26 protein-coding genes are annotated in these 26310 nt (G+C 68.2%); 15 read left to right on the forward strand and 11 right to left on the reverse strand.

The features are described from left to right. Positions 1 to 7 precede the first annotated feature (7 nt). Positions 8 to 934 (forward strand): glutamate/aspartate ABC transporter substrate-binding protein, encoded by a 927-nt coding sequence (locus GO999_RS05565; protein WP_016722792.1) that lies wholly within the window; start codon positions 8 to 10, stop codon positions 932 to 934. A gap of 103 nt (positions 935 to 1037) precedes the next feature. Here GO999_RS05565 and GO999_RS05570 read toward each other — a convergent pair whose 3' ends face one another. The 6 genes from GO999_RS05570 to GO999_RS05595 all read right to left on the reverse strand — a co-directional run bounded on the left by GO999_RS05570 (position 1038) and on the right by GO999_RS05595 (position 6021). Continuing rightward, positions 1038 to 1787 (reverse strand): amino acid ABC transporter ATP-binding protein, encoded by a 750-nt coding sequence (locus tag GO999_RS05570; protein ID WP_011002187.1) that lies wholly within the window; start codon positions 1785 to 1787, stop codon positions 1038 to 1040. Then, positions 1784 to 2476 carry an amino acid ABC transporter permease gene (locus tag GO999_RS05575; RefSeq protein WP_023470430.1) on the reverse strand — a complete coding sequence of 231 codons (693 nt, stop codon included), beginning with the start codon at positions 2474 to 2476 and terminating at the stop codon, positions 1784 to 1786. The genes GO999_RS05570 and GO999_RS05575 overlap by 4 nt, the downstream gene beginning before the upstream one ends. Positions 2477 to 2478: 2 nt before the next feature. Next, positions 2479 to 3174, reverse strand: a complete 696-nt coding sequence (locus tag GO999_RS05580; protein WP_011002185.1) for an amino acid ABC transporter permease — start codon at positions 3172 to 3174, stop codon at positions 2479 to 2481. Between the two features lie 44 nt (positions 3175 to 3218). Then, complete coding sequence (locus tag GO999_RS05585; protein ID WP_016722795.1) at positions 3219 to 4073, reverse strand: ABC transporter substrate-binding protein; 855 nt, start codon at positions 4071 to 4073, stop codon at positions 3219 to 3221. Between the two features lie 463 nt (positions 4074 to 4536). Beyond that, entirely contained in the window at positions 4537 to 5133 is a 597-nt protein-coding gene (locus GO999_RS05590) for a hypothetical protein (RefSeq protein WP_016726339.1), read from the reverse strand. 96 nt (positions 5134 to 5229) lie between these two features. Then, on the reverse strand, positions 5230 to 6021 hold the full coding sequence (locus GO999_RS05595) for an IclR family transcriptional regulator (RefSeq protein ID WP_016722797.1): 792 nt from the start codon (positions 6019 to 6021) through the stop codon (positions 5230 to 5232). Between the two features lie 314 nt (positions 6022 to 6335). On the opposite strand from GO999_RS05595, the gene GO999_RS05600 reads away from it, so the two are divergent. The 10 genes from GO999_RS05600 (at position 6336) to GO999_RS05645 (ending at position 14951) form a co-directional block, all read left to right on the forward strand. Continuing rightward, positions 6336 to 7025, forward strand: a complete 690-nt coding sequence (locus GO999_RS05600; protein WP_011002181.1) for a 3-oxoacid CoA-transferase subunit A — start codon at positions 6336 to 6338, stop codon at positions 7023 to 7025. Continuing rightward, on the forward strand, positions 7022 to 7684 hold the full coding sequence (locus GO999_RS05605) for a CoA transferase subunit B (RefSeq protein ID WP_019718490.1): 663 nt from the start codon (positions 7022 to 7024) through the stop codon (positions 7682 to 7684). Before GO999_RS05600 ends, GO999_RS05605 begins: the two co-directional genes overlap by 4 nt. 22 nt (positions 7685 to 7706) lie before the next feature. Next, positions 7707 to 8909, forward strand: coding sequence for a 3-oxoadipyl-CoA thiolase (gene pcaF / locus GO999_RS05610; protein ID WP_211906642.1), 1203 nt, complete (start codon positions 7707 to 7709; stop codon positions 8907 to 8909). 13 nt (positions 8910 to 8922) lie between these two features. Beyond that, positions 8923 to 10284, forward strand: coding sequence for a 3-carboxy-cis,cis-muconate cycloisomerase (locus GO999_RS05615; protein ID WP_211906643.1), 1362 nt, complete (start codon positions 8923 to 8925; stop codon positions 10282 to 10284). A gap of 22 nt (positions 10285 to 10306) precedes the next feature. Further along, positions 10307 to 11119 carry a 3-oxoadipate enol-lactonase gene (gene pcaD, locus GO999_RS05620; RefSeq protein WP_211906644.1) on the forward strand — a complete coding sequence of 271 codons (813 nt, stop codon included), beginning with the start codon at positions 10307 to 10309 and terminating at the stop codon, positions 11117 to 11119. After that, positions 11112 to 11507 carry a 4-carboxymuconolactone decarboxylase gene (pcaC, locus tag GO999_RS05625; protein WP_011002176.1) on the forward strand — a complete coding sequence of 132 codons (396 nt, stop codon included), beginning with the start codon at positions 11112 to 11114 and terminating at the stop codon, positions 11505 to 11507. The genes pcaD and pcaC overlap by 8 nt, the downstream gene beginning before the upstream one ends. 88 nt (positions 11508 to 11595) lie before the next feature. Further along, on the forward strand, positions 11596 to 12465 hold the full coding sequence (locus GO999_RS05630) for a branched-chain amino acid ABC transporter permease (protein WP_211906645.1): 870 nt from the start codon (positions 11596 to 11598) through the stop codon (positions 12463 to 12465). After that, positions 12462 to 13487: a branched-chain amino acid ABC transporter permease gene (locus GO999_RS05635; protein WP_211906646.1), complete on the forward strand. Its 1026-nt coding sequence runs from the start codon at positions 12462 to 12464 to the stop codon at positions 13485 to 13487. Before GO999_RS05630 ends, GO999_RS05635 begins: the two co-directional genes overlap by 4 nt. After that, the gene (locus GO999_RS05640) at positions 13484 to 14257 is read left to right on the forward strand and encodes an ABC transporter ATP-binding protein (RefSeq protein WP_197360353.1); all 774 of its coding nucleotides are present in this window, start codon (positions 13484 to 13486) and stop codon (positions 14255 to 14257) included. Before GO999_RS05635 ends, GO999_RS05640 begins: the two co-directional genes overlap by 4 nt. Further along, positions 14250 to 14951, forward strand: a complete 702-nt coding sequence (locus GO999_RS05645) for an ABC transporter ATP-binding protein (protein WP_058908074.1) — start codon at positions 14250 to 14252, stop codon at positions 14949 to 14951. Before GO999_RS05640 ends, GO999_RS05645 begins: the two co-directional genes overlap by 8 nt. 4 nt (positions 14952 to 14955) lie before the next feature. Here the strand turns inward: GO999_RS05645 and GO999_RS05650 are convergent, their stop codons facing one another. Next, complete coding sequence (locus GO999_RS05650) at positions 14956 to 16134, reverse strand: ABC transporter substrate-binding protein (RefSeq protein WP_011002171.1); 1179 nt, start codon at positions 16132 to 16134, stop codon at positions 14956 to 14958. Positions 16135 to 16283: 149 nt separating this feature from the next. Continuing rightward, positions 16284 to 17264 (reverse strand): LysR family transcriptional regulator, encoded by a 981-nt coding sequence (locus tag GO999_RS05655; protein WP_211906647.1) that lies wholly within the window; start codon positions 17262 to 17264, stop codon positions 16284 to 16286. A 121-nt stretch (positions 17265 to 17385) separates the two neighbouring features. Here GO999_RS05655 and pobA point away from each other — a divergent pair, with 121 nt between their 5' ends. Next, positions 17386 to 18618 carry a 4-hydroxybenzoate 3-monooxygenase gene (gene pobA, locus GO999_RS05660; RefSeq protein ID WP_211906648.1) on the forward strand — a complete coding sequence of 411 codons (1233 nt, stop codon included), beginning with the start codon at positions 17386 to 17388 and terminating at the stop codon, positions 18616 to 18618. On the opposite strand, the gene GO999_RS05665 is transcribed toward pobA, so the two are convergent. After that, on the reverse strand, positions 18596 to 19765 hold the full coding sequence (locus GO999_RS05665) for a glycoside hydrolase family 191 protein (RefSeq protein ID WP_211906763.1): 1170 nt from the start codon (positions 19763 to 19765) through the stop codon (positions 18596 to 18598). The genes pobA and GO999_RS05665 overlap by 23 nt on opposite strands. A 317-nt stretch (positions 19766 to 20082) precedes the next feature. On the opposite strand from GO999_RS05665, the gene GO999_RS05670 reads away from it, so the two are divergent. The 3 genes from GO999_RS05670 (at position 20083) to GO999_RS05680 (ending at position 22376) form a co-directional block, all read left to right on the forward strand. Next, entirely contained in the window at positions 20083 to 20373 is a 291-nt protein-coding gene (locus GO999_RS05670; RefSeq protein WP_011002167.1) for a hypothetical protein, read from the forward strand. A 352-nt stretch (positions 20374 to 20725) separates the two neighbouring features. Next, positions 20726 to 20944 carry a translation initiation factor IF-1 gene (gene infA / locus GO999_RS05675; RefSeq protein ID WP_003262224.1) on the forward strand — a complete coding sequence of 73 codons (219 nt, stop codon included), beginning with the start codon at positions 20726 to 20728 and terminating at the stop codon, positions 20942 to 20944. A gap of 436 nt (positions 20945 to 21380) precedes the next feature. Further along, on the forward strand, positions 21381 to 22376 hold the full coding sequence (locus tag GO999_RS05680; RefSeq protein ID WP_019718499.1) for a hypothetical protein: 996 nt from the start codon (positions 21381 to 21383) through the stop codon (positions 22374 to 22376). A 95-nt stretch (positions 22377 to 22471) separates the two neighbouring features. Here the strand turns inward: GO999_RS05680 and galU are convergent, their stop codons facing one another. Both galU and GO999_RS05690 read right to left on the reverse strand, forming a co-directional pair. Beyond that, positions 22472 to 23341 carry a UTP--glucose-1-phosphate uridylyltransferase GalU gene (gene galU / locus GO999_RS05685; RefSeq protein ID WP_011002165.1) on the reverse strand — a complete coding sequence of 290 codons (870 nt, stop codon included), beginning with the start codon at positions 23339 to 23341 and terminating at the stop codon, positions 22472 to 22474. Between the two features lie 39 nt (positions 23342 to 23380). Continuing rightward, positions 23381 to 26287: a valine--tRNA ligase gene (locus GO999_RS05690; RefSeq protein WP_011002164.1), complete on the reverse strand. Its 2907-nt coding sequence runs from the start codon at positions 26285 to 26287 to the stop codon at positions 23381 to 23383. Between the last annotated feature and the right edge of the window lie 23 nt (positions 26288 to 26310).

The following is a 26310-nucleotide window of genomic DNA, read 5'->3' on the forward strand; positions in this document are numbered from 1 at the left end:
GGGAATCATGAAGACCTTGCACACGACCCGGCGCACGCTGCGCTGCCTGACGATGGCCGCGGCCGGCGCCCTGGCGATGCTGTCGGCCGGCGCGCAGGCGCAGTCCAACGACACCCTGGCGAAGATCAAGCAATCGGGCGTGATCTCCGTCGGCTATCGCGAATCGTCGATCCCGTTCTCGTACGAGGCCAGCAGCGGCAACATCACCGGCTACTCGCAGGAGATCTCCAACCTGATCGTCGATGGCGTGAAGAAGACGCTCGGCCTGTCCGGCCTGCAGGTCAAGCTCACGCCGATCACCTCGCAGAACCGCATCCCGCTGCTGCAGAACGGCACCATCGATTTCGAGTGCGGCTCCACCACCAACAACCTGGAGCGCCAGAAGCAGGTGGCGTTCTCCAACAACATCTTCATCTACGGCATGCTGATGCTGGTGAAGAAGGACGCCGGCATCAAGGACTTCCCCGACCTGAAGGGCAAGACCGTGGTCACTACCGCCGGCACCACCGAAGACCGCATCCTGCAGAAGATGAACGGCGAGGCGAAGGACGCCGACAAGATGAACCTGATCCTCGCCAAGGATCACGGCCAGGCCTTCCTGACGCTGGAGTCGGGCCGCGCCGTGGCCTTCGTGATGGACGAGCCGCTGCTCTACGGCGAGCGCACCAAGGCCAAGAACCAGAACGACTGGGTGGTGGTCGGCACGCCGCTGCAGACCGAGACCTACGCGTGCATGATGCGCAAGGACGATCCGGCCTTCAAGAAGGTCGCTGACGACGTGATCGCCGATCTGATGACCTCGGGCCGCGCTGGCGCGCTGTACAAGAAGTGGTTCCTGTCTCCGATTCCGCCCAAGGGCCTGAACCTGAACTACCCGATGACGGAGGGCATGAAGGCGCTGTACGCCCACCCGAACGACAAGGCGATCCAGTAACGCGGCCGATCGGGCGAGAGGCGGCGCCGGACGCACCGGCAGCCGTACCGGTGGAGGCGGGGGACGTGGTCCCCCGTTCTTTTCATGGGCACGCGCCCGGGCGTCAGGCCGGCGCGCCCCACGGCGAGCGGATGTCGGCCAGGAAGCGCTGCGCGCGCGGATGCTGCGGGCGCAGGAAGAAGTCTTCCGGCCGGGCCCGCTCCAGGATCTCGCCGTGGTCCATGAACAGCACCCGGTCGGCCACCTCGCGCGCGAAGCCCATTTCGTGCGTGACGCACATCATGGTCATGCCGTCGCGGGCGAGGTCCTTGATGACCAGCAGCACCTCGTTGACCATTTCCGGGTCGAGCGCCGAGGTCGGCTCGTCGAACAGCATCACCGGCGGCTTCATCGCCAGCGCGCGCGCGATGGCCACGCGCTGCTGCTGGCCGCCCGACAGCTCGCCGGGATAGGCGTCCGCCTTGTGCGGCAGGCCGACGCGTTCCAGCAGGCGCATGGCGAAATCCTTCGCCTCCTGCGGCGGCAGGCGCTTGAGCCGCACCGGCGCCAGCGTGCAGTTCTGCATCACGGTCAGGTGCGGGAACAGGTTGAATTGCTGGAACACGAAGCCGATGCCGCTGCGCAGCACGTTCACGTTCACGCCGTGCGCATGCACGTCCTGGCCGTTGACGGTGATGCGGCCCTTCTGGATGGCCTCCAGCCGGTTCAGCGTGCGGATCAGTGTGGACTTGCCCGAGCCCGACGGCCCGCACACCACCACGACTTCTCCCTTGGCGACGGTTTCGTTGACGTCGACCAGCGCGTGGTAGTCGCCGTACCACTTGTCGACATGCTCGATGGTGATCATGTTCATGGTTGGGTCAGTGCGCGCGCCGCCAGGCGCCGCTCCAGCAGGAAGGCCACGCGGGTCAGGCCAAAGCACATCGCGAAGTAGCTCAGCGCCAGCAGGCCGTACACCTCGGCCGACTGGGTCATGACCGACGTGCTGATCTGCCCGGCCACGAACGACACTTCGGGCAGGCTGATGATGTAGCCGAGCGAGGTCTCCTTGATGGTGGACACGAGCTGGTTGACCAGCGAGGGCAGCATGTTGCGCAGCGCCTGCGGCAGGAGCACCAGCCGCATCGCCTGCAGGTACGGCAGGCCCAGCGAGCGCGCGCTCTCCATCTGCCCGCGCGGCAGGGCCTGGATGCCCGCGCGGACGATCTCGGCCAGGTACGCGGCATCGAAGACCACCAGCGCGGTCAGCATGGTGTTGAACTGGTCGGTGCGCTGGCCGGTGAGCGTGGGCAGCAGGAAGTACGCCCAGAAGATCACCATCAGCAGCGGCGTGCCGCGCACCACGTAGACCAGCGCCGTGGCCGGCCAGCGCAGCAGCCGGATCGGGCTGACCCGGCACAGGCCGAGCAGGATGCCCGCGGGCAGCGCCAGCACCAGGCCGGCGGCGGCCAGCAGCAGCGTGAGCGCCAGGCCGCCCAGGGGGCCGTTCGGATACTGTCCGATCAGGTAGTAGAGGCCGTAGGTCTGGATGAGTTCGAGCATGGTCACAGGGTCCGCACGGGGTAGCGATGCTGGTACCACGCCGAAAATACCGTGATCGCCATCGAAATGGACAGATAGGCCGCCGTGGCGAAGGCGAACGCCTCGAAGCCGCGGAAGGTGGCGCTTTCCACCTGCTGCGCCTGGTACATCAGTTCCGCCACGCCGATCACCATGGCGATGCTGGAGTTCTTCCACAGGTTCAGCGTCTGGCTGACCAGCGGCGGTACGGTCACGCGCAGCGATTGCGGCAGCACCACCAGCCGCATGGCCTGCAGGAAGCTCAGGCCCAGCGCGCGGCTGGCCTCGAACTGCTCCTTCGGGATCGAGCGCAGGCCGCTGCGGATGTCCTCCGCCATGTAGGCGGCCGTATAGAGCACGAGCGCGATGACCGCGCTCGCCGCTTCGTAATTGAGGTTGTAGAGCCAGGTCTTGACGGACATCGGCAGCAGCTGCGGCGCGCCGAAGTACCAGAACAGCATGTGGGCGAGCAGCGGCACGTTGCGGATGGCCTCGACATAGGCCTGGCCGACCGCCCGCAGCGGCGCCGCCGGCGCCAGGCGCAGCAGCGCCACCGCGATGGCCAGCGGCAGGGCCAGCACGAAGGCCAGCGCGGTCAGCTTGATCGACAACTGGAAACCGGTGACGAGCCACTGGTGATACTGCCCCGACAGCAGCATCGACAGATCGAAATTGGGCATGGCGTTCCGCCGCCCGGAGGGCGTCCGGGCGGCGCGGCGGGTACTCAGTCGATCTTGTCGGTCGACAGCTTGAAGCTGCGCGGGCCGAAGTTCATCTTGGTGCCCGGGCCGAACCACTTGTCATAGAGCGTCTGCGCTTCGCCGCTGGCTTCCAGGCCGCGCAGCACCTTGTTGACCTGCTCGCGGAAGGCCGGCTCGTTCTTGCGCAGGCCCAGCGCGAAGTGCTCGGTCGACAGGTTCTGCGGCAGGAGGGCGTAGTCGCGCGAGGCGGTCCCCAGCTTGGCCATGTTGCCGACCAGCGTGGTCTCGTCGTTGACGTAGGCCGCGCCCTTGCCTTGCTGCAGCGCGAGCAGGGCCTGCGGGCTGTTGTCGAACGAGACGATGTCGGCGTTCTTGATCGCCTTGCCGATGTTGGCCTCCATCGTCGAGCCCTTGACGGTCAGCACCTTCTTGCCGTCGAGCTGTGCCAGCGACGTGATGCCGCTGTCCTTGCGGACCATCGCCTTCTGGCCGGTGACGAAGGTCGACACGGAGAAATCGATCTGCGCCTCGCGCTCCTTGTTGTGGGTCAGGGAGGCGGCCAGCAGGTCGACGCGGCCCTGCTGCAGCTCGGGGATGCGCGCGGCCACGGCCAGTTGCTTGAGCACCGGCTTGACGCCCAGGCTCTTGGCGACGGCATTGCACATGTCGACGTCGTAGCCGACGATCTCGCGGCTCATCGGATCTTTCAGGAAGCTGAACGGCTCGTCGGTGCCGAGCACGCCGCAGACCAGTTCCCCCTTCTTCTTGACGTCGGCCAGTTGGTCGGCCTTGGCCGGAACCGCGGCCAGGGTCACCGCAGCCACGATGGCGGCGCAGGCCAGGTCGGCCAGGCGGCGGGTTGGGCGGATGGTTTTCATTGGTGTTCCTCCATGACGGCTTGGGTGGTTGAGCAACGGACGGCGTACGACGGATGCGGTGCATCGTCCGCTTGGCGTCGCGCAGCGTACGCCGGCATGCGGCTCGCGGGGAAGCGCGATGTCCGCATATCCATATGAATGGGAGGGTTGTCGGGGCCGGTGCATGCCGGGCATGCGGTGCGTGCGGCAACGTCGATGCCGGGCCGCGGCCGGTCTTCATGCGGCGGGCAGGGGCCGGGGCCGGGGCGGCCGGGCGGGCATCGGGACGATCGGGCGCGCGGCTCACGTCGCATGGTCCTGCGGTTGGCGGGAGCGGTTCCCCTGCGGGGCCGCGGCAAACATGGAATGCGGCGCCTGCCCTCAGGGACAGGTGCCGGGGCGCTTGTTGTCGCGTTGTCGGTCATTAATGGCAAAGCTCTCCGGGGGCTTCAATCCGGAGATTCCCGGGGCGCACGCTGCAAGGCTAGAGCGTGCCGCAGATGGTCTCGTTGATCGGTACGTCGCCGACCATCTCGTGGTCGTTGCCGCGGTAGCGGTAGACCAGGCTCAGGCCGAGCCGCGTGAGGATGCGCACGTCGCCGTTGTTGCAGATGTTTTTCTGCAGGATTGGCACGAAATTGAGGCGGAAGCCCTGCGATGCGGCCGAATGCGCCGCGTAGTTGGTCAGGGTGATCAGGAAGACGAGGTTTTTCTTCTGGGCCAGCGAACACTGCGCCAGCGCGGTCTCGCGGTCGAGCGGGACGGGCGTGAACCGGTTGATCTCGGCGCAGGCGAGGGTGAGGACGCGATCGGTGTTGCGGGCGGACCCGGTCAGGGCCGGCACGCCGGCCGCCGCCGTGCTGCGGCCCGTAGCCGCACCGACCAGCATGCGGGCCAGCGGCGAGAGGTCTTGCAGCGCCGCGGCCGCAGGCAGGGGCGACGCAGCCGGCGCCGGCTGTGCCCAGACCGTGCCCGCCAGCAGCGCCAGGGCGATCGCCATGGCGTGCACGGCGTCACCGCGGCGGCGACGCAGCAGGCGTTTCGCATCCAGTCCGGTCCGAGTGGCGGCGTGTCGAGTCACGTACTTTCTCTTTGCCCACAGAGCCACAATTCTATTGAAAATTCTTCCCGGATGCGAGGCGTTGAGCGCACCTGAATGCGCGACGCTTGCGCGCGCTCAGGTTCGCACCCGCACCATGGAAGAAATCCGTTCGGCCGCCTGCTGCAGCGGGCCGAGAAACTGCCGGGTCATCTGCCTGGCCGAGGTGCGGTTGGCCTGCCCGCTGATGTTCATGGCGGCGATGATATCGCCTGCCCGGTTGCGGATCGGCGTCGACAGCGAGATCAGCCCTTCTTCCAGTTCCTGGTCGACCAGCGCCCAGCCCTGCGCGCGCACGCCGGCAATCACGTCCTTGAGCGCGTCGACCTCGGTGATGGTGCGCTGCGTGCGCGGGCGCCGGTCCGACTCGCGCAGCACGATGTCGAGCCGGTCCTCTGGCAGCCCCGACAGCAGCACGCGCCCCATCGATGTGCAGAACGCCGGCAGCCGGCTGCCGACCGACAGGTTCAGCGCGATGATCTTCTGCGTGGGCACGCGCAGCACGTAGACGATCTCGGTGCCGTCCAGCACCGAGGCCGAGCAGCTCTCGTGGACGGTCTGCACCAGTTCTTCCATGACCGGCTCGGCCAGGTTCCAGAACGGCATCGAGGTGAGATACGCGAAGCCGAGGTCGAGGATCCGGGGCGTCAGGCGGAACAGCCGCCCCTCGAAGCTGACGTAGCCGAGGCTGACCAGCGTGAGCAGGATGCGGCGGGCGCCGGCGCGCGTGAGGCCGGTCGCCTCGGCCACCTCGGACAGCGTTTGCGCGGGGCGCTCGGCATTGAAGGCACGGATGACCGAGAGCCCGCGTGCGAACGACTGCACATAGGAATCGCTGGGCTTCTCGGCGGGCAGATCGGAGACGGACATGCAAAAAAGGAAAGACATGAATGGAACCGGTTTCATCAAGCCTACTGGCTTTCTCCGTGCTTCGCCACTCGAACGGCTGGTCGGCATGCGTACGCCTTGACAGGGGGAGGGGGCTGCCGTAGATTGGTTCTTGGATCGAACGTGAGTTCGCTTATCGAACAAGCAAGAGAGAGCAGGCCGGTGCACAAGGCCCCGTCGATCCGCGTTCAACAGGAGACTCGCAGGCCGCGATCCGTGGCCTTGCCGACCGGGCAGCCGGCCGGGCGACGCTCCATCGGCGCCCGCCCCGGGGCGCCCTGGCCGGAGGATGTCACGTGATCAACAAGATTTGCCTGTCCGTGGAGGCCGCGCTGGCCGATATCCCGGACGGCGCCACCATCATGATCGGCGGGTTCGGTACCGCCGGCATGCCCGCTGCGCTCATCGACGGGCTCATCGCCCACGGCGCGCGCGAGCTGACCATCATCAACAACAACGCCGGCAACGGCGAGACGGGCCTGGCGGCGCTGCTCAAGGCGCGGCGCGTGCGCAAGATCGTCTGCTCGTTCCCGCGCCAGTCCGACTCGTACGTGTTCGACGCGCTCTACCGCGCGGGCGAGATCGAGCTGGAGCTCGTGCCGCAGGGCAACCTGGCCGAGCGCATTCGCGCGGCGGGCGCCGGCATCGGCGGCTTTTTCTGCCCGACCGCCTACGGCACGCAACTGGCCGAAGGCAAGGAGACGCGCATCATCGACGGCAAGCCCTACGTGTTCGAACTGCCGCTGACCGCCGACTACGCCCTCATCAAGGCCCTGCGCGGTGATCGCTGGGGCAACCTGGTCTACCGCAAGACCGCGCGCAATTTCGGCCCCGTGATGGCGATGGCGGCCAAGTGCACCATCGCCGAGGTCGATGCGACGGTCGAGCTGGGCGCGCTGGACCCGGAGCACATCGTCACGCCGGGCATCTTCGTCAAGCGCATCGTGCCGGTCGGCGCCGCCGCGCAAACCAGGGAGGCCGCATGAACGCCGAAGCCACCGCCAAGATCCAGCGCTGGACGCGCGACCAGATCGCCGCCCGCGTGGCGCGCGACATCCCCGACGGCTCGGTCGTCAACCTCGGCATCGGCCTGCCGACGCTGGTGGCCAACCAGCTGCCGGCCGACCGCGAGATCCTGCTGCACAGCGAGAACGGCCTGCTCGGCATGGGCCCGGCGCCCGCGCCCGGCGCGGAAGACCCCGACCTCATCAACGCCGGCAAGCAGCCGGTGACCATCAAGCCGGGCGGGGCTTACTTCCACCACGCCGATTCGTTTGCCATGATGCGGGGCGGCCATCTCGACTACTGCGTGCTCGGCGCCTTCCAGGTGTCGGCCACCGGCGATCTGGCCAACTGGCACACCGGCGCGCCGGACGCGATTCCCGCCGTGGGCGGGGCGATGGACCTGGCCATCGGCGCCAAGCAGGTCTTCGTGATGATGGAGCACCAGACCAAGCAGGGCGACAGCAAGATCGTACCCGCGTGCACCTACCCGCTGACAGGCATCGGCTGCGTGGATACCATCTACACCGATCTCGCCGTGATCGACGTCACGCCCGGCGGGCTGGTCGTGCGCGAGATGGCGGATGGCCTCGATTTCGAGACGCTGCAGACGCTGACGGCCGTGCCGCTGCGTCGCGCTTGACGGTTCAGGACACAGGACAATCATGACGGAAGCCTTTATCTGCGACGCCATCCGCACGCCCATCGGCCGCTACGGCGGCAGCCTGTCCGCCGTGCGCGCGGACGACCTCGGCGCGGTGCCCCTCAAGGCGCTGATGGCGCGCAACCCGCGGGTCGACTGGTCGGCCATCGACGACGTGATCTTCGGCTGCGCCAACCAGGCCGGCGAGGACAACCGCAACGTGGCGCGCATGTCGGCGCTGCTGGCCGGACTGCCCGACAGCGTGCCGGGCTCGACCATCAACCGCCTGTGCGGCTCGGGCATGGACGCCACCGGCACCGCCGCGCGCGCCATCCGCGCCGGCGAAACCGCGCTGATGATCGCCGGCGGCGTGGAGAGCATGAGCCGCGCGCCCTTCGTGATGGGCAAGGCCGCCAGCGCCTTCTCGCGCGACGCCGCCATTTACGACACCACCATCGGCTGGCGCTTCGTCAATCCGCTGATGCAGGCGCAGTACGGCGTCGACTCGATGCCCGAGACCGCCGAGAACGTCGCCGCCGACTACCGGGTCAGCCGCGAAGACCAGGACCGCTTCGCGCTGCGTAGCCAGGCCAGCGCCGCGCGCGCGCAGGCCGACGGCACGCTGGCACAGGAAATCACGCCGGTGACGATCGCGCAGAAGAAGGGCGATCCCATCGTGGTCGCCCGCGACGAGCATCTGCGCGCGACCACCCTGGAAGCGCTCGCCAGGCTCAAGGGCGTGGTGCGCCCGGACGGCACCGTCACGGCCGGCAATGCCTCGGGCGTGAACGACGGCGCCTGCGCGCTGCTGCTCGCCAGCGAAGATGCCGCCAAGCGCTTTGGCCTGACACCGCGCGCGCGCATCATCGGCATGGCCACCGCCGGCGTGCCGCCGCGCGTGATGGGCATCGGCCCGGCGCCGGCCTCGCAGAAGGTGCTCGGGCAGCTCGGCCTGACGATCGACCAGATGGATGTGATCGAGCTGAACGAAGCGTTTGCCGCGCAAGGCCTGGCGGTGACGCGCCAGCTCGGCCTGGCCGACGACGATGCGCGCGTCAACCCGAACGGCGGGGCCATCGCGCTGGGCCACCCGCTCGGCATGAGCGGCGCGCGCCTGGTGACCACGGCGATGTACCAGCTGCAGCGCACCGGTGGCCGCTATGCGCTGTGCACGATGTGCATCGGCGTCGGCCAGGGCATCGCGCTGGTGATCGAACGCGTGTGAACACGGACGCGCCATGATTACCGCACTGCTCGATCGTACCTTCTCCACACCGGCCATGCTGGCGGTGTGGTCCGACGCGGCCACCGTGCGCGCGATGCTCGACGTGGAGGCCGCGCTGGCGCAGGCCGAGGGCGAGGTCGGCGTGATCCCGGCGCAGGCCGTGGCGCCCATCCGCGCGGTGTGCGCCAGGGCGACGCTGGACCTGGAGGCGCTCGGCGCGGCCGCGGCCGGCGCGGGCAACCTCGCGATTCCGCTGGTCAAACAGCTGACCGCCGCCGTCGCGCAGCACGACGAACTCGCCGCGCGCTATGTGCACTGGGGCGCGACCAGCCAGGACATCATCGATACCGGCCTGATGCTGCAATGGCGGCAGGCGGCCGCGCTGCTCGATGCCGATCTGCGGCAACTGGCCGACGCGCTGGCCGCGCTGGCTCGCGCGCATCGCGATACGCCGATGGTCGCGCGCACCTGGCTGCAGCAGGCGCTGCCGACCACCTTCGGCCGCAAGGTGGCAGGCTGGCTGGAGGCGGTGCATCGCGCGCAGGACCGCCTGGCCGCGCTGCGCGCGCATGTGCCCGCGCTGCAGTTCGGCGGCGCGGCCGGCACGCTGGCGAGCCTCGGCACGCAAGGCCGGGCCGTGGTGCAGGCTTTGGCGCAGGCGCTCGATCTGCCGCTGCCCGCGGCGTCGTGGCATGGCGAGCAGGACCGCATCGCCGACATCGGCGCCGCGCTGGCTTTGCTGACCGGCACGCTTGGCCACATGGCGCGCGACCTGTCGCTGATGATGCAGACCGAGGTGGGCGAGGTGGCCGAGCCGGCGGGTGCAGGCAAGGGCGGCTCATCCACCATGCCGCACAAGCGCAACCCGGTCGGCTGTGCCACCGTGCTGGCGGCGGCCACGCGCATGCCGGGGCTGGCGGCGACCCTGCTGGCCGCGCTGCCGCAGGAGCACGAGCGCGCGCTCGGCGGCTGGCAGGCGCAATGGGCCACGCTGCGCGAGATGGCGTGCCTCGCCGCCGGCGCGCTGGACCGCATGCGCGAGCTCATCGCCGGGCTGAACGTCGACGCCGCGCGGATGCGCGCCAACCTCGACCTGACGCGCGGCCTGATCCTGGCCGAAGCGGTGATGCTCGCCCTGGGCGCCGACCTGGGCCGCCTGCAGGCGCACCACGTGGTGGAGGCCGCCAGCCGCCTGGCTGTCCGGCAGCACCGGACGCTGCGCGACGTGCTGGCCGAAGACGCCGACGTGCTGCGCGCCTGGGGCGATGCGGCGCCGCAGCGGCTGGACGCGCTGCTCGATCCCGCCCACTACCTCGGCGACGCGGCGGCCGCCGTCGACCGCGTGCTGGCGGAACACGACCGTCGCCGCGCCTGAACCCGACTCCCACGGAGACAGCATGCCCTGGCTTGAACACGACAACGTCCGCCTCTACCACGAATTCGACGATGGCCCTGCCCCGGCCAAGCCGGTGCTGGTGCTGTCCAACTCGCTCGGCACCGATCTCGGCATGTGGGCGCCGCAGCTGGAGGCGCTGCGCCGGCATTTCCGGCTGCTGCGCTACGACACCCGCGGCCACGGCCGGTCGAGCGTGCCCGACGCGCCGTTCGGCGTGGCGCAGCTCGGCGGCGACGTGCTGGCGCTGCTCGACCACTACGACATTGAATTCGCGCTGTTCTGCGGCCTGTCGATGGGCGGCCTGACCGGCCTGTGGCTCGCCGCGCATCACGGCGAGCGCTTTCCGCGCATGGTGGTCAGCAACACCGCCGCGCAGATCGGCACCCAGCAGAGCTGGAACGCCCGCATCGCGCAGGTGGAGCAGGGCGGCATGGTTGCCATTACCGAAACGGTGCTCGAGCGCTGGTTCACCGATGGCTACCGCGCCGCCGCGCCGGCGCGCGTCGACCTCGTCAAGGCGATGCTGCTGGCGACGCCGCCGGCCGGCTACAACGGCAATTGCGCCGCCATCCGCGACGCCGACCTGCGCGCGCAGCTCGAGGCCATCCGCGTGCCGCTGCTCGCCATCGGCGGCACGCACGACATCTCGACGCCGGCCGCGCAGACCCGGGCGATCGCGCAGGGCGTGCCCGGCGCGCAATACGTGGAGCTGTCCGCCGGCCATCTCGCCAACTGGGAGCAGGCCGAGGCCTATACCGATGTGCTGGTCGGCTTCCTGACCACCGGCGTCGCGCGCGAGGCCGTCCATGGATGAGCGCGATCGCCACCACGCCGGCATGCAGGTCAGGCGCGCCGTGCTGGGCGACGCTCACGTCGACCGTGCCACCGCCGCGCAGACCGAACTGACCGCGCCGTTCCAGGACCTCATCACCCGCTACGCCTGGGGCGAGATCTGGACGCGGCCCGGTCTGCCGCGCCACACGCGCAGCCTGCTGACCATCGCGATGATGGTGGCGCTCAACCGCGACGGCGAGCTGCGCCTGCACCTGCGTGCCGCCGCCAACAACGGCGTCACGCGCGAAGAGATCCAGGAAGTGCTGCTGCAGACCGCGATCTACTGCGGCGTGCCGGCGGCCAACCACGCTTTCCACCTGGCGCAGGCGGTGTTCGCCGACATGGACGCGGAGGCGGCTGCGAAGTAAGCTCGGTTCCCCGCCCGCGCGGCGGGGCATCCACGCGACCCCACAGCGTCAACCGGCCGGCGCGCCGATGACCCAAGGAGGAGACCCCATGCTCAGCGCACTGGGCGTGCTGTTCGACGGGCTGGCCTACGGCTGCCTGCTGTTCCTGATCGGCATCGGCCTGTCGGTGACGATGGGCCTGATGCGCTTCATCAACCTCGCGCACGGGGCCTTCGCCATGGCGGGCGGCTACGTGTGCGTGGTGCTGATGAACCGCCTCGGCATGCCGTTCCTGGCCACGCTGCCGATCGCCTTCCTGGCCACCGCCGCCGCCGGCTTCGTGCTGGAGCGCACGCTGTACCGGCGGCTCTATCGCGCCAGCCCGCTCGACCAGGTGCTGTTCTCCATCGCGCTCGTCTTCATGGCCATGGCGGGCGCCACCTATGTCTGGGGGCCGTCGCAGCAGCCGGTGGAGCTGCCGGACGCGCTGCGCGGGCAATTGCGCGTGTTCGATACGGGGCTCGAAGTCGGGCGCTACCGCTTGTTCCTGGTCGGCGTGGTGGTCGTGCTGACGGCGCTGCTGGCCTGGCTGATCGAGCGCACGCGCTTCGGCGCGCGGGTGCGGGCGTCGGTGGACAACCAGCAGGCCGCGGCCGGGCTCGGCATCAACGTGGGCCTGGTGTTCTCGGTCACGTTCGCGCTGGGCTCGGGGCTGGCCGGCCTGGGCGGCGGACTGGGCATCGACGTGCTCGGTCTCGATCCGGCGTTCCCGATCAAGTACATGGTGTATTTCCTGCTCGTGGTGGCGGTGGGCGGCGCGGGCTCGATCAAGGGGACGCTGCTGGCGGCCCTGGTGCTGGGCGTGTTCGACGTGGCGGGCAAGTACTACGTGCCCGAAGTCGGCGCATTCGTCATCTACGGGTTGATGGTGCTGCTGCTGGCGCTGTTTCCGGGCGGCCTGCTGGGGAGGCACGCATGAACGGGCTGCAACGGGTGGCGCGATCCGTCCGTTCCGAAGCGCCGGCCAGGCCGCACGGGCTGCCGGACGCGCGCTGGTCGCCGCTGGAGATCGCGTTCTGGTGCGTGCCGGTGCTGGTCTTCTTCATCCTGCCCGACTACCTGGTGTTCGGCAGCCAGGTGCTGATCGTCGGGCTGTTCGCGCTGTCGCTCGACCTCGTGCTCGGCTACGCGGGCATCGTGTCGCTGGGGCACGCGGGCTTCTTCGGCCTGGGAGCGTACACGGCGGGCCTGCTGGCGGCGCATGGCTGGGGTGAGCCGCTGTCGGGGCTCGTCGCCGCGGCGGCGGTGGCGGCGCTGACGGGGTGTTGCGTCAGCTTCCTGGTGGTGCGCGGACAGGACCTGACGCGCCTGATGGTCACGCTCGGCATCGGCCTGATGCTGTACGAGGCGGCCAACAAGATGGCGTTCCTGACCGGCGGGGTCGACGGGCTGTCCGGCGTGACCATGGACAAGCTGCTGGGCAGCTTCGAGTTCGATCTGTCGGGACGCACCGCCTACGTCTACAGCCTGGCCGTGCTGTTCGGCGTGTTCGTGCTGCTGCGCCGGCTGGTGCGCTCGCCGTTCGGGCTGTCGCTGCGCGGCATCCAGCAGGGGCCGGGGCGCATGCCGGCGCTCGGCGCGGATGTGCGGATGCGGCTGGTGGCGGCATTCACCGTCAGCGCCGCCGTCGCGGGCGTGGCGGGCGGGCTGCTGGCGCAGACCACGCAGTTCGTCGGGCTCGATGCGCTGGGCTTTTCGCGCTCGGCCGAACTGCTGATCATGCTGGTGCTCGGCGGCGCGGGCCGGCTGTACGGCGCGCTGGTCGGCGCGGCGGTGTTCATGCTGGCGCAGGATGTGCTGGCCGGCATCAACCCGGTCTACTGGCAGTTCTGGATCGGCCTGCTGCTGATGGTGATCGTGCTGTTCGCGCGCGGCGGCATTCTGGGCGGGCTGGAGGCGGCGATGCGCGCCTGGCGCGCGCGCAGGGGAGGGCCGGCATGAACGCACCGTCGATGCCTCCCGCGCCGACACTCAGCACGCACGGCCTGTCCAAACGCTGGGGCGGCTTCCACGCCAACGCGGACATCTCGCTGACGTTCGCGCCGGGCGCGCGCCACGCGCTGATCGGCCCGAACGGCGCCGGCAAGACCACCTTCATCAACCTGCTGACCGGCACCTTCGCGCCCACCGCCGGCCAGGTGCGGCTGGACGGCGACGACATCACGCGCCTGAGCGCGCACCAGCGCGTCAAGCGCGGCATCTCCCGCACCTTCCAGATCAACACGCTGTTCCCGGGGCTGACCGTACTGGAATCGGTGATGCTGGCCATCTTCGAGCGCACCGGCGCGTCCTGGCACTGGCACCGCACCGTGGCGGCGCACACGGCGGCGCGCGACGAGGCGATGGCGCTGCTCGGCCGCCTGCAGCTCGGCGCGGATGCGTCATCGCCCACGCACGCCTTGCCCTACGGCAAGCAGCGTCTGCTGGAGATCGCGCTGGCGCTGGCGACGCTGCCGCGCATCCTGCTGCTCGACGAGCCCGCCGCCGGCATCCCGGCCGGGGAGAGCGCCGAGCTGTTCGAGGTGATCGCCGGCCTGCCGCGCGACATCACCATCCTTTTCATCGAGCACGACATGGACCTGGTGTTCCGCTTCGCCGAGCGGATCAGCGTGCTGGTGGCCGGCCGCGTGCTGACCGAAGGCACGCCGCAAGAGATCGCCGCCGACCCGCGCGTGCGCGAGGTCTATCTCGGGGAGGCCGCGCATGGCTGAACTGCTGTCGTTGGAGCGCGTGACCGCCGGCTACGGCAACGCCGTCGTGCTGGACGACGTGTCGTTCGGCCTCGACGCCGGCGGCAGCCTCGCGCTGCTGGGCCGCAACGGCGTCGGCAAGACCACGCTGCTGGCCACGCTGATGGGCTTCACGCGCCTGCATGGCGGCCGCATCCGCTGGCGCGGCGCGGACATCGCCCGGGTGCCGCCGCACCGGCGCGCGCGGGCCGGCCTGGGCTGGGTGCCGCAGGAGCGCTGGGTGTTCCCGTCGCTGACGGTGGAGGAGCACCTGACTGCCGTGGCGCGGCCGGGCGCCTGGGATGTCGCGCGGGTCTACCGGGCCTTTCCGCGCCTCGAAGAGCGCCGCCGCAATCTGGGCAACCAGCTGTCGGGCGGCGAACAGCAGATGGTCGCCATCGCCCGCGCGCTGGTGACCAATCCGGCCCTGCTGCTGCTGGACGAACCGATGGAAGGGCTGGCCCCCATCATCGTGCAGGAACTGGGCCGCGCCATCCGCGCGCTGGTGGACGAGGGCGGCATGGCGGTCATCCTGGTGGAGCAGCACGCGCGCCTGGCGCTGGAACTGACGCGGCGCGCGCTGGTGCTGGACCGCGGCCGCATCGTCCATGCATCGGCCAGCGCCGACCTGCTGGCCGACGCGCCGCTGCTGCAGCGGCTGGTGGCGGTGGCGTAAGCGGTTACTTGCCCGGGTCCTTCACGTCGGCGAACTTGTCGAACTCGACGTTGTAGAGCTCGCCGCCGACCTTCTCCACGCGGCGGATGTAGACCGTCTGCACCACGTCGCGCGTGGCCGGGTCGATCAGGATCGGACCGCGCGGGCTGTCGATCTTCATGCCCTTGAACAGGCCCATGGCCTTGGTGCCGTCCATCTTGCCGCCGAGCCTGTTGATCACGTCGTAGATCGCACCGAGGCCGTCATAGGCCGCCACCGCCATGAAGTTCGGCCGGCCCGCGCCCGGGTTGGCGTCCGCGAAGGCTTTCAGGAAGGTCTTGTTCTGCGGCGAATCGTGCGCCGCCGAATAGTGGAACGCGGTGATGACGCCCAGCGTCGCATCGCCCATGGCGGGCAGCACGTGGTCGTCGGTCAGGTCGCCGGTGGCGATGAGCTTGATGCCGGCCTGCGCCAGGCCGCGGTCGCGGAAGCCCTTCATGAACGCCACGCCCTGCTCGCCGGCCGGCAGGAAGACGAACACCGCCTGCGGCTTGACGTCCTTCACGCGCTGGATGAAGGGCGCGAACTCGGGGTTGCGCAGCGGCACGCGCACGGCTTCCACCACCTGGCCGCCGCCGGCGGTGAAGGTCTGCCGGAAGGCGTTCTCGGCATCGATGCCCGGCGCGTAGTCGGCCACCACGATGGCGACCTGCCTGATGCCGTTCTTCAGCGCCCAGGTGGCCATCGGCGCGGACACCTGCGGCAGCGTCATCGACACGCGCGTCACGTAGTCCGACTTGGTGGTGATCGACGACGACGCGGCGTTGAAGACCACCATCGGCACCTTCGCCTGCTGCGCGATCGGCGTGACGGCCAGTGCCTCGGGCGTCAGGCAGAAGCCGGCCAGGAAATCGACCTTGTCGCGCACCACCAGCTCCTGCGCCAGGCGCTTGGCGATTTCGGGCACGGGGCCGGTGGTGTCCTTCATGATGATCTCCACGCGGCGGCCGCCTGCCGTGGTGCCGTGCAGCTTCTGGTAGGCCTTGATGCCGCCCTCCATCTGCTTGCCGTATTCGGCAAAGGCGCCGGAGAACGGCGCGATCAGGCCGATCCGGATCGGCTCGTCCGCGTGGGCCGGCAGCGTGGTCAGGCAGGATGCCAGCGCGCCGGCGACGGCGGTCAGCAGCAAGGCACGACGTTTCATGAAAGTCTCCGAAGGTTGATCGGCGGGCGTGGGCCGAGGGCGTGGCGCCGCGGCGCCGGCTGCGCGTCACGATCGTATCGGCTTCATGTTCGCCTTGCAATCGAACGTTCGATTGCCGAACGGTGATGCGGCGCCATCTCAGGGCGGCCTTATTGCGTCTGCCTGCGCCGCGCCGGCTGATGACCGGGCTCGCGCCACTCGTCCGCCTCATCGTTGAACAGCGACGACACCAGCGCCCGCAGCCACTGGCTGCGCGCATCGTTGTGGAACTTGCGGTGCCAGTGCTGCTTGAGGTCGAAGCTGGGCAGCGCGAGCGGGGGCTCCATCACGCGGATGTTGGCGTGCGACTGCATGAACGACAGCCCCACCGCATGCGGCACCGTCGCGATCAGGTCGGTGCGCGCCAGGATGAAGGGAATGCTCATGAAATGCGGCGTCAGCAGCGCGGGCTTGCGGCGGATGCGCTTGCGCTCCAGGAAGCGCTCGTACAGCTCCTGGCTGCGGCCCTCGGCCCGCACGACGGCGTGGCCGTACTCCAGGAACTGCTGCATCGACAGCCGGGTGTTGCCGCCGCGCGTGACCGGGTGGTCGGCCCGCACGATGCAGGTGAAGTAATGGGTGAACAGCCGCTGCTGGAAAAAGTTGTTCTTCTTCAGATCGGGGAAGTAGCCGACCGCCAGGTCGAGCGTGCCGGTCTCCAGGGCACGCTCGATCTGCGCCGGCGGCAACGTCACCGATTGCACCGAGGCATGCGGCGCCTGCCGCGCCATCGCCTCGACGATGCGCGGCAGGAACACCATCTCGCCCACGTCCGACAGCGCGATCGAGAACAGGTGCGTGGTGGTGGCCGGATCGAACGCGCCGGTCTCCACGATGCCCTGCTGGATGCGCGCCAGCACATCGCGCGCCGCCGGAATCAGCGCCAGCGCGCGCGGCGTCGGCTCCATGCCGCGCGAGGTGCGCACGAACAGCGGATCGCCGAACGCCGTGCGCAGCTTGGCCAGCGCCGTGCTCACGCCCGGCTGGCTCATGCCGAGCTGCTGCGCCGCCGTGCTGACGCTGCGCGCATCGTGCAGCGCCAGCAGGATCGGCAGCAGGTTCAGATCGAACGCGGGCAGCGCGGCCGTCATGGCAGTCTCCGAACTATATGGATTTGCGATAGAGATTATCGGCGATATTGCATTGTCCGATATCAACCGCTGTGCCGACAATGCTTGCAGAACGATTCCAATCCTTGCGGAGACAACCACCATGCGTACCCAGGTCGCCATCATCGGCGCCGGCCCCGCCGGCCTGCTGCTCGGACAGCTGCTGCAGCGCAGCGGCATCGATGCCGTCATCCTCGAAACCAGGAGCCGCCAGTACGTCGAAGAGCGCATCCGCGCGGGCGTGCTGGAGCAGGGCACGGTCGACACGCTCAACGAGGCGGGCGTCGGCGAGCGCATGCGTCGCGAGGGCCTGGTGCATCACGGCATCGACCTGCTGTTCGAAGGCAAGCGCCACCGCCTCGACCTCACGGCCCTGTCGGGCGGCCGCTCCATCACCGTGTACGGCCAGCACGAGGTGGTGAAGGACCTGATCGCCGCGCGTATCGGCCAGGGTGCACCGCTGCTGTTCGAGGTGTCGGAGGTGTCGCTGCACGACATCGAATCGGCCACGCCGTCGGTGCGTTTCGTGCACGAGGGCGTGCCGCAGACCTTGCACTGCGACTACATCGCCGGCTGCGACGGCTTCCACGGCATCTGCCGGCCGGCGATCCCGGCGCAGCGGCAGGCGGTGTTCGAGCGCGTCTATCCGTTCGCGTGGCTGGGCATCCTGGCCGAGGCGGCGCCCGCGGCCGACGAGCTGATCTACGCCAGCCACGCGCGCGGCTTCGCGCTGTTCAGCATGCGCTCACCGAAGATCACGCGGCTGTACCTGCAATGCAAGCCGGACGAGAACCTCGCCGAATGGTCCGATGCGCGCATCTGGGACGAACTCCACACGCGCCTGGAAAACAACGATGGCTGGCACCTGAAGGAAGGCCCGATCCTGCAGAAGAGCGTGACGCCGATGCGCAGCTTCGTCTGCGAGACGATGCGGCACGGGCGCCTGTTCCTGGCGGGCGATGCGGCGCACATCGTGCCGCCCACCGGCGCCAAGGGCATGAACCTGGCGGTGGCCGACGTGCGCGTGCTGGCCCAGGCGCTCACCGCGCGCTACCGGCAGAACGACACGGCGCAACTGGACGGCTACGCCGAGCGCTGCCTGCAACGCATCTGGCGCGCCGAGCATTTCTCGTGGTGGATGACGTCGATGCTGCATCGCTTCGACGACCACACCCCGTTCATGCAGAGGCTGCAGCACGCCGAGCTGGAGTACTTGACGACCTCGCCGGCCGCGGCACGCACGTTGGCCGAGAACTACGTCGGCCTGCCGTTTGCCGATGCGCCGGCGAGGGCACTGAATACCGTCGGCAACGTCAGTAGTTCCAGGGCGGCGTAGTCGTCGGCTTGGACAGCGAGACGCGCGAGACCAGCGGACGGAAGCCCAGGCTGCGCGAGGTGGTGTACACCGTCCGCGGGTTCGGGGACGTCAGCGCGTAGTCGATCGTGAAGACCGGTAGGCCGCCCGCGCAATGCTTCTGCAGTTGCTCGATGGTCCACTGCGTGTCGGCGGATTCGGTGGCCTGGTCGGTACCGCTCGCATCGCCCCAGCTTGCGCCGGCGTCCCCGCCGAACCACGTGTCTTCCTGCGAGATCGCGTCGAGGTTCGGCAGCAGCTTGGCTGCACCGACGGCGTCGATCAGCTCAGGCGCATTCTGCTGGATCACCGCAAACTGCGGGTTGATCGCACGGCCCGCAGCGCGGATCTTGGCGATGAAATCCACCATCGCCTTGGCCGGATTCACGCCCGCCTTCTTGGCCGCGGCCACCACCTTGGCATTGGTGTAGCCCTCCACCCAATCCAGATAGACGCCGTCGAAACCTTCGCGCGCGAGCTGTGCCACGGCGCCGTTGGTGCCGAGCCACAGGTCTTGCCAGCGTTGGTCCCAGTAGGCCACCGGATAGTCATCGGCCCAGCCGTCCGGGTCCGCCGTCAGGATGAAATCGGGTACGCCGGGCTTGGTGGCGGTCGGCGTTTTCCATTGATTGTCGATCCAATACGTGCGGAAGCTCTCTGCCTGGCCGATGTCGATGTAGGCGATCACCTTGCGCGGCGAACCGTCGGCCTTGGTATGCAGGCGCGTGACCATGCCGGCCGTGTTGAACGTCTCCTGGTTCTTGACCGTATTGCCGGCCTCGACGACGACCATGTCGTACGGCTGGGCATCGAGCGCGTTGATCTGCGCGTCGGTCAGGAGATCCTGCAGTTGATACATCCATGTCCGCACGCCCGCGAGCGGCGACATGCTGTTCGCGCCGCAGACGGCTACAGCCGCGGCCGATGCCGCAACGTTGGCGTTGCTTGAGGTGCTTGAGGTGCTTGAGGTGCTTGAGGTGCTTGAGGTGCTTGAGGTGCTTGAGGTGCTTGTTGCGGCAGCGGCGTCGGATTGGATCGACAGTGAACTGCCGCCGCCATCGCCGCCTCCGCAAGCGCAGAGCATGAGGGCGGAACAGGCGAGAGCGAGCGTGGTGTGGGACAGGCGCATGATTCGTCTGGAGAGAGCGTGGGATGACCCGAATGGAATGTTGTGATTCTGCGTCCCCGCATTGTGGCAAAGGTTTGTGAGGCGCACGGCAAGCACGCTAGCACACGGGTGCGCTCCGAAGCTTGACGGAAGCGGGGGATGCGTCCTGAAAGTTCTTAAGACCCGCTTTCCATCGGCTCGCCTGGGCAGATCGGATCGAGCCCGTGCGCAAGCCCCGGACAGAGGTAGATCAAAGGTTGGCGGCGCTTTCATGGCCACGCAAAACGCGCGGGTGTATAGTCGGAAAGCACTTCGTCGATAAGGAAAGGGGCATTGCGATGGACACTTCGCCGGCCGGCCAGTACAAAGGCTTCGACATCTACCCGTTGGCTTTCCAGCACGAGCGCACGGCGCGATGGCCCGAGGCCAGGGAAGACCGCAGCTACAACGCGGCCGTCATGATCTGCAGGGAGGGTGTGGCGCCCGAGCCGGGACAGACGCAGGTGTTCCGCCTCTCCGGGGATCAGCAGTTCAGCAACGTGGGTGACGCGCGCGTGGCGGCGCTGCGTTTTGCCGAGAACATCATCGATGGGGCCGTGCCCGACCTGTCGGTGGTCGACGGCGCTTGAACTGGCGGACGGCCAATCCGTGTCCGTGGTAGAATCGCGGGCGCATCCAGTCTACAGCGCGGCCGTCATGGGTCGCTGGCGGCTGAGTCCAGCACCGGGGGCGATCCCCGCGTCGAGCCGGGCGGCGCGCACCTGCGACCGTCCCTAATCCTCACCTGCACTGAGCGGCGCACGCGATCGGCGTGCGAGGTTTCCGCTTCTTTGTGCGACCGGTCACCGCCGCCTGCTGTCCGCACAGAGAGACGCGGCATGGCGCCCGCATCCCTGCATGCGGGGCAAGGTGCCGGGGAGGGTCTCTCGCCATTGCAACCATTGACGCAGCCGCGTGCTGCAACGATACAAAGGAACGAGTTTGGCCAAGGAAGAACTGATCGAATTTGAGGGGGTGGTCTCCGAAGCGCTGCCCGACAACCGTTTTCGCGTGCAGCTGGAAAACGGCGTGGAAGTCTGGGCCTACGCGTCCGGCAAGATGCAGAAGCACCGCATCCGCATCCTCGCGGGCGACCGCGTGAAGCTGGAGATGTCGCCGTACGACCTGACCAAAGGGCGGATCAACTACCGCCACAAATAAGGCCCGGTGTCGACCATCGGCCATATCAGAGACCGCGAGACACCGTCCGCGGTTTTTTTATGTGCCTGGGCAATACACGAAAACGTTTTGTAAAGCAACCCCATTTGGGGTAAAATTCTTTTGACCGTCAACCCGGGGGGAACGTGTTGACGGTCAACTGATGTGCAGGGCTTTTCACTCGTGTCAAGCCGCGCCTCGCAGCAGATGAGCGCGCGCCAGCTGTACCAGTCCATCCTATAAGCGCATAGCCTGCCGGTCCTCCGGCATGAGCTTCCAATCGCGCATCCATCTCGCCGACCGGAGCGTCTTCGACGCTTGCATCGGTTCGGCCTTCAGTGTGTCTACCGAGTCACACCACATTGAGATACCGCACAGGTAGGTCGGCGTTTGTCCATTGGAAACATGGGCGTGTTACGTCACGCCCAAGGGAATAGGTATGTTGGAAAACAAAGCAGCACAAAAATGGGCGCGCATGAGCCGGCGCGCCATGGTGGGCCTGACGGCAGCGGTCGCGCTGCTGGGTGGCTTGGGCGCAGGCAGTGCGTCCGCGCAGGCGACGCGCCCGAAGGCGCCGATCTACGGCGTCACGCTGGACGACGTCAGCAACATCAACGCCATTGTTGCATCGCTGACACACTTGCCGTACAAGCCGACGGTGCGCGTGGTGTTCGATCCGGGCACGACCGCGGCGCAGTACTACCCGGCCCTGGTGAAGCTCCATGCCGTCGCCTATGTGATGGGCGAGATCATGGACTCGTACTACTTCCCCACCGATCTGGCCACCTATCAGGCGCGCACGCAGGAGCTGGTCGGTACGCTGAAGAATGTGGTGGACGTGTGGGAAATCGCCAACGAGATCAACGGTGAATGGCTGCGCGCCAACCCGAGCGGCCCGACCGCGACGGCCACGTCGCAGGAGCAGGCGATCGGCCAGATGGTCGGCAGCGCCTACGACATCGTCAAGGGCGCCGGCGGCCTGGTGTCGGTGACGATGTACTACAACGACGACGGCAAGGGCACCAACTGCTATGAGCTGCCGATGGACTCGTGGCGCACCTGGGCAACGAACTTCCTGCCCGCGCGCGTGCGCCAGGGCGCGGACTACGCCCTGTTCAGCTACTACCCGTACCAGGATTGCCCGGGCCTGAGCCCGACGTGGACGAGCGACTTCAAACTGCTGGAGCAGATCTTCCCCGTGGCCAAGGTCGGTTTCGGCGAGATCGGCACGTCCAGCATCTACGCGCCCACCTCGGTGCAGCAGAGCCTGATCAAAACGTACTACCCGATCGGGACTACGCAGATGGCGTCGGATCCGCGCTTCATCGGCGGCTACTTCTGGTGGAACTACGTTGAGCAGATGCTGCCGTACACGACCAGCACCTACTGGAACCTGCTCAAGCAGACGATCACGCCGCTGCCGGCACCGCAATAAGCAGGCATCGCCCGGCATGTGACGGCCTGCATGGCCAACAAAAAACCCGCGCAGCGCAAGCTGTCGCGGGTTTTTTTTGCGGCGGAGTCGGATGCTCAGCGCGAGGCCAGGTACTCGCGGAACTCCTCGGCCACTTCCTTGTGCTTGAGCGCCAGCTCTACCGTGGCCTTCAGATAGCCGAGCTTGCTGCCGCAGTCGTAGCGCACACCGTCGTAGCGGTAGGCCAGCACCTGCTCGGCCGACAGCAGCGACTGGATCGCGTCCGTGAGCTGCAGTTCGCCGCCGGCGCCTGGCTTGATGTTGCGGATATGGTCGAAGATGCGCGGCGTCAGGATGTAGCGGCCGACCACGCCCAGGTTCGACGGCGCAGCCTCCGGTGCCGGCTTCTCGACGATGCCCGACATCTTGATCACGCTGCCGTCCTCTTCCCACGGGCGGCCGTCGACCACGCCGTACGAGCGGCTCTGCTCGCGCTCGATCTCTTCCACGCCGATCACCGAGCAGTTGTAGTGCTCGTACAGATCGACCATCTGCTTCATCACAGGCGGATTGCCGTCCAGCAGGTCATCGGCCAGGATGACCGCGAAGGGCGCGTTGCCGACCAGCTTTTCGGCGCACAGCACCGCGTGGCCCAGGCCCAGCGCTTCCGGCTGGCGCACGTAGAAGCAGTCCACGTGCGCCGGCTTGATCGAGCGCACCACTTCGAGCAGCGCGGTCTTCTGCTTGGCTTCCAGTTCGGCTTCCAGCTCGTAGGCCTTGTCGAAGTGGTCTTCGATGGCGCGCTTGCTGCGGCCGGTCACGAAGATCATCTCGGTGATGCCGGCCGCCATGGCTTCTTCCACGGCGTACTGGATCAAGGGTTTGTCGACCACCGGCAGCATTTCCTTCGGGCTGGCCTTGGTGGCGGGCAGGAAGCGGGTGCCCAGTCCCGCGACGGGGAAGACGGCTTTGGTGACGCGTTGCATCGGGTTTCCTTGGTATCGTTATGAGTTCGTTGCGCCGGCTCAGGCGGTCTGTACCGGCAGGCGCGCGATCTGGGCTTCGAGCTTGCCGAGCGTGGCCTTGAAGTCCGCCAGGCGCTTCTGTTCCTGCTCCACTACGGCCGCCGGCGCGCGGGCGACGAACGACTCGTTGCCCAGCTTGCCTTCGCACTTGACGATCTCGCCGCGCAGGCGATCGATTTCCTTCGACAGGCGCGCGTGTTCGGCCGCCACGTCGATCTCGATCTTCAGCAGCAGCTTGTTCTCGCCGACGATGGCGACCGGCGCGCCCGCGCCGTCCTGCTCCATGGCGGCGGCATCGGTGTAAACCTTCACTTCCGACAGCTTGCCCAGCGCCTGCACGTAGGGCGCGGCGGCCTGCAGGAATTCGGCGTCGCCGTGGGCGTACAGCGGCACGCGCTGCGCGGGGGAGAGGCTCATCTCGCCGCGCAGGTTGCGGCAGGCATCGACCAGTGCCTTGAGCTGCTGCACCCACTGCTCGGCCTGCTCGTCGATCTTGGCCAGCACGGCGCGCGGGTATTCCTGCTGCGCCAGGCTTTCGGTGCCGTCGCCCTTGGCGCGGCCGGCCATCGGCGCGACCTTTTGCCAGAGCTCTTCGGTGATGAACGGAATGATCGGATGCGCCAGGCGCAGCACCGTCTCCAGCACGCGCAGCAGCGTGCGGCGGGTGGCGCGCTGCTGGGCCGGCGTGCCGGTCTGGATCTGCACCTTGGCCAGCTCCAGGTACCAGTCGCAGTATTCGTCCCAGACGAACTTGTAGATGGCGCTGGCGATGTTGTCGAAGCGGTAGTCGGCGAAGCCCTTTTCGACTTCGGTTTCCACGCGCTGCAGCAGCGACACGATCCAGCGGTCGGCCGGCGAGAAGTGCAGGGCGCCTTCCGGGCCGCAGTCGCCGACGCACTCTTGCAGGCCGCAGTCCTGGCCCTCGGTGTTCATCAGCACGAAGCGGGTGGCGTTCCACAGCTTGTTGCAGAAGTTGCGGTAGCCCTCGCAGCGGCTGGAGTCGAAGTTGATGTTGCGGCCGAGCGTGGCCAGCGATGCGAAGGTGAAGCGCAGCGCGTCGGCGCCGAAGGCGGGGATGCCGTCCGGGAATTCCTTGCGCGTGCGCTTCTCGACGTTGGGCGCGTCCTTCGGGCGGCGCAGGCCGGTGGTGCGCTTGACCAGCAGCGGCTCCAGCGCGATGCCGTCGATCAGGTCGACCGGATCGAGCGTGTTGCCTTCGGACTTGCTCATCTTCTTGCCTTCCGAGTCGCGCACGAGGCCGTGCACGTAGACGGTCTGGAAGGGCACTTCGCCGGTGAAGTGCAGGGTCATCATGACCATGCGCGCCACCCAGAAGAAGATGATGTCGTAGCCGGTCACCAGCACGGTGGAGGGCAGGAAGTGCTTCAGCTCGGGCGTGTCGGCCGGCCAGCCCAGCGAAGAGAACGGCACCAGCGCCGCCGAGAACCACGTGTCGAGCACGTCGTCATCGCGCTTGATCGCGCCGGTATGGCCCTTGGCCGCTGCCTGGGCGCGGGCTTCCTCTTCGGTGCGGGCGACGTAGACGTTGCCGGCCTCGTCGTACCACGCCGGGATCTGGTGGCCCCACCACAACTGGCGCGAGATGCACCAGTCCTGGATGTTGTTGAGCCACTGGTTGTAGGTGTTGACCCACTGCTCGGGCACCAGCTTGATCTTGCCGCCCTGCACCGCATCCAGCGCCACCTCGGCGATCGAGCGGCCCGGGAAGCGCGTGCCTTCGGGCGCCGGCTTGCTCATGGCGACGAACCACTGGTCGGTCAGCATCGGCTCGATGATGACGCCGGTGCGGTCACCGCGCGGCACCATCAGCGTGTGCTTCTTCACCTCGGCCAGCAGGCCCAGCGTTTCCAGGTCGACCACGATGCGCTTGCGGGCCTCGAAGCGGTCGATGCCGCGATAGGTCGCGGGCGCGGTGTCGGCGATCTTCGCCTCCAGCGTCAGCACCGAGATCTGCGGCAGGCCGTGGCGCTGGCCGACGGCGTAATCGTTGAAGTCGTGGCCCGGGGTCACCTTGACCACGCCGGTGCCGAACGCACGGTCGACGTATTCGTCGCCGATGATGGGGATCTCGCGCCATTGGGCGGTGTCCAGCGCATCGGCCTCACCGGACAGCGGCAGGCGCACGGCCTGGCCGATCAGGTGGGCGTAGCGCTCGTCTTCCGGATGCACCATCACGGCCACGTCGCCGAGCATGGTTTCCGGGCGCGTGGTGGCGACCGTCAGGTGCGTGAGGCCGGTCTTGGCATCGGGCTGGGCCAGCGGGTAGCGGATGTGCCACAGCGCGCCGTCTTCTTCCTCGCTCACGACTTCGAGGTCGGACACGGCGGTGCCCAGCACCGGGTCCCAGTTGACCAGGCGCTTGCCGCGGTAGATCAGGCCCTGCTCGTACAGGCGCACGAACACGTCGCTGACCGCGCGCGACATCTTCGGGTCCATCGTGAAGTACTCGCGCTCCCAGTCGATCGAGGCGCCCATGCGGCGGATCTGCCGGGTGATGGTCGAGCCCGATTGCTCCTTCCACTCCCAGACCTTGTCGACGAAGGCCGGGCGGCCCAGGTCATGGCGCGAGATGCCTTGGGCGTCCAGCTGGCGCTCCACCACGATCTGCGTGGCGATGCCGGCGTGGTCGGTGCCGGGCACCCACAGCGTGTTGGCGCCCTGCATGCGCGCGTGGCGCGCGAGGCCGTCCATGATGGTCTGGTTGAAGGCATGCCCCATGTGCAGCGTGCCGGTCACGTTCGGCGGCGGCAGCTGGATGCAGAAATCCGGGCGGCCGGCTTCGAGCGTTGCGCGGGAGATGCCCATCGCTTCCCATGCCGCGCTCCACTTCTGCTCGATGGCGGCGGGTTCGAAACTCTTGGCAAGGGACTGGTTCGGATCGGTCATGCTGGGAAGGGGCACAAGAAGAC

This window comes from Ralstonia nicotianae, assembly GCF_018243235.1.
In the GTDB taxonomy this organism is placed as follows: domain Bacteria; phylum Pseudomonadota; class Gammaproteobacteria; order Burkholderiales; family Burkholderiaceae; genus Ralstonia; species Ralstonia nicotianae.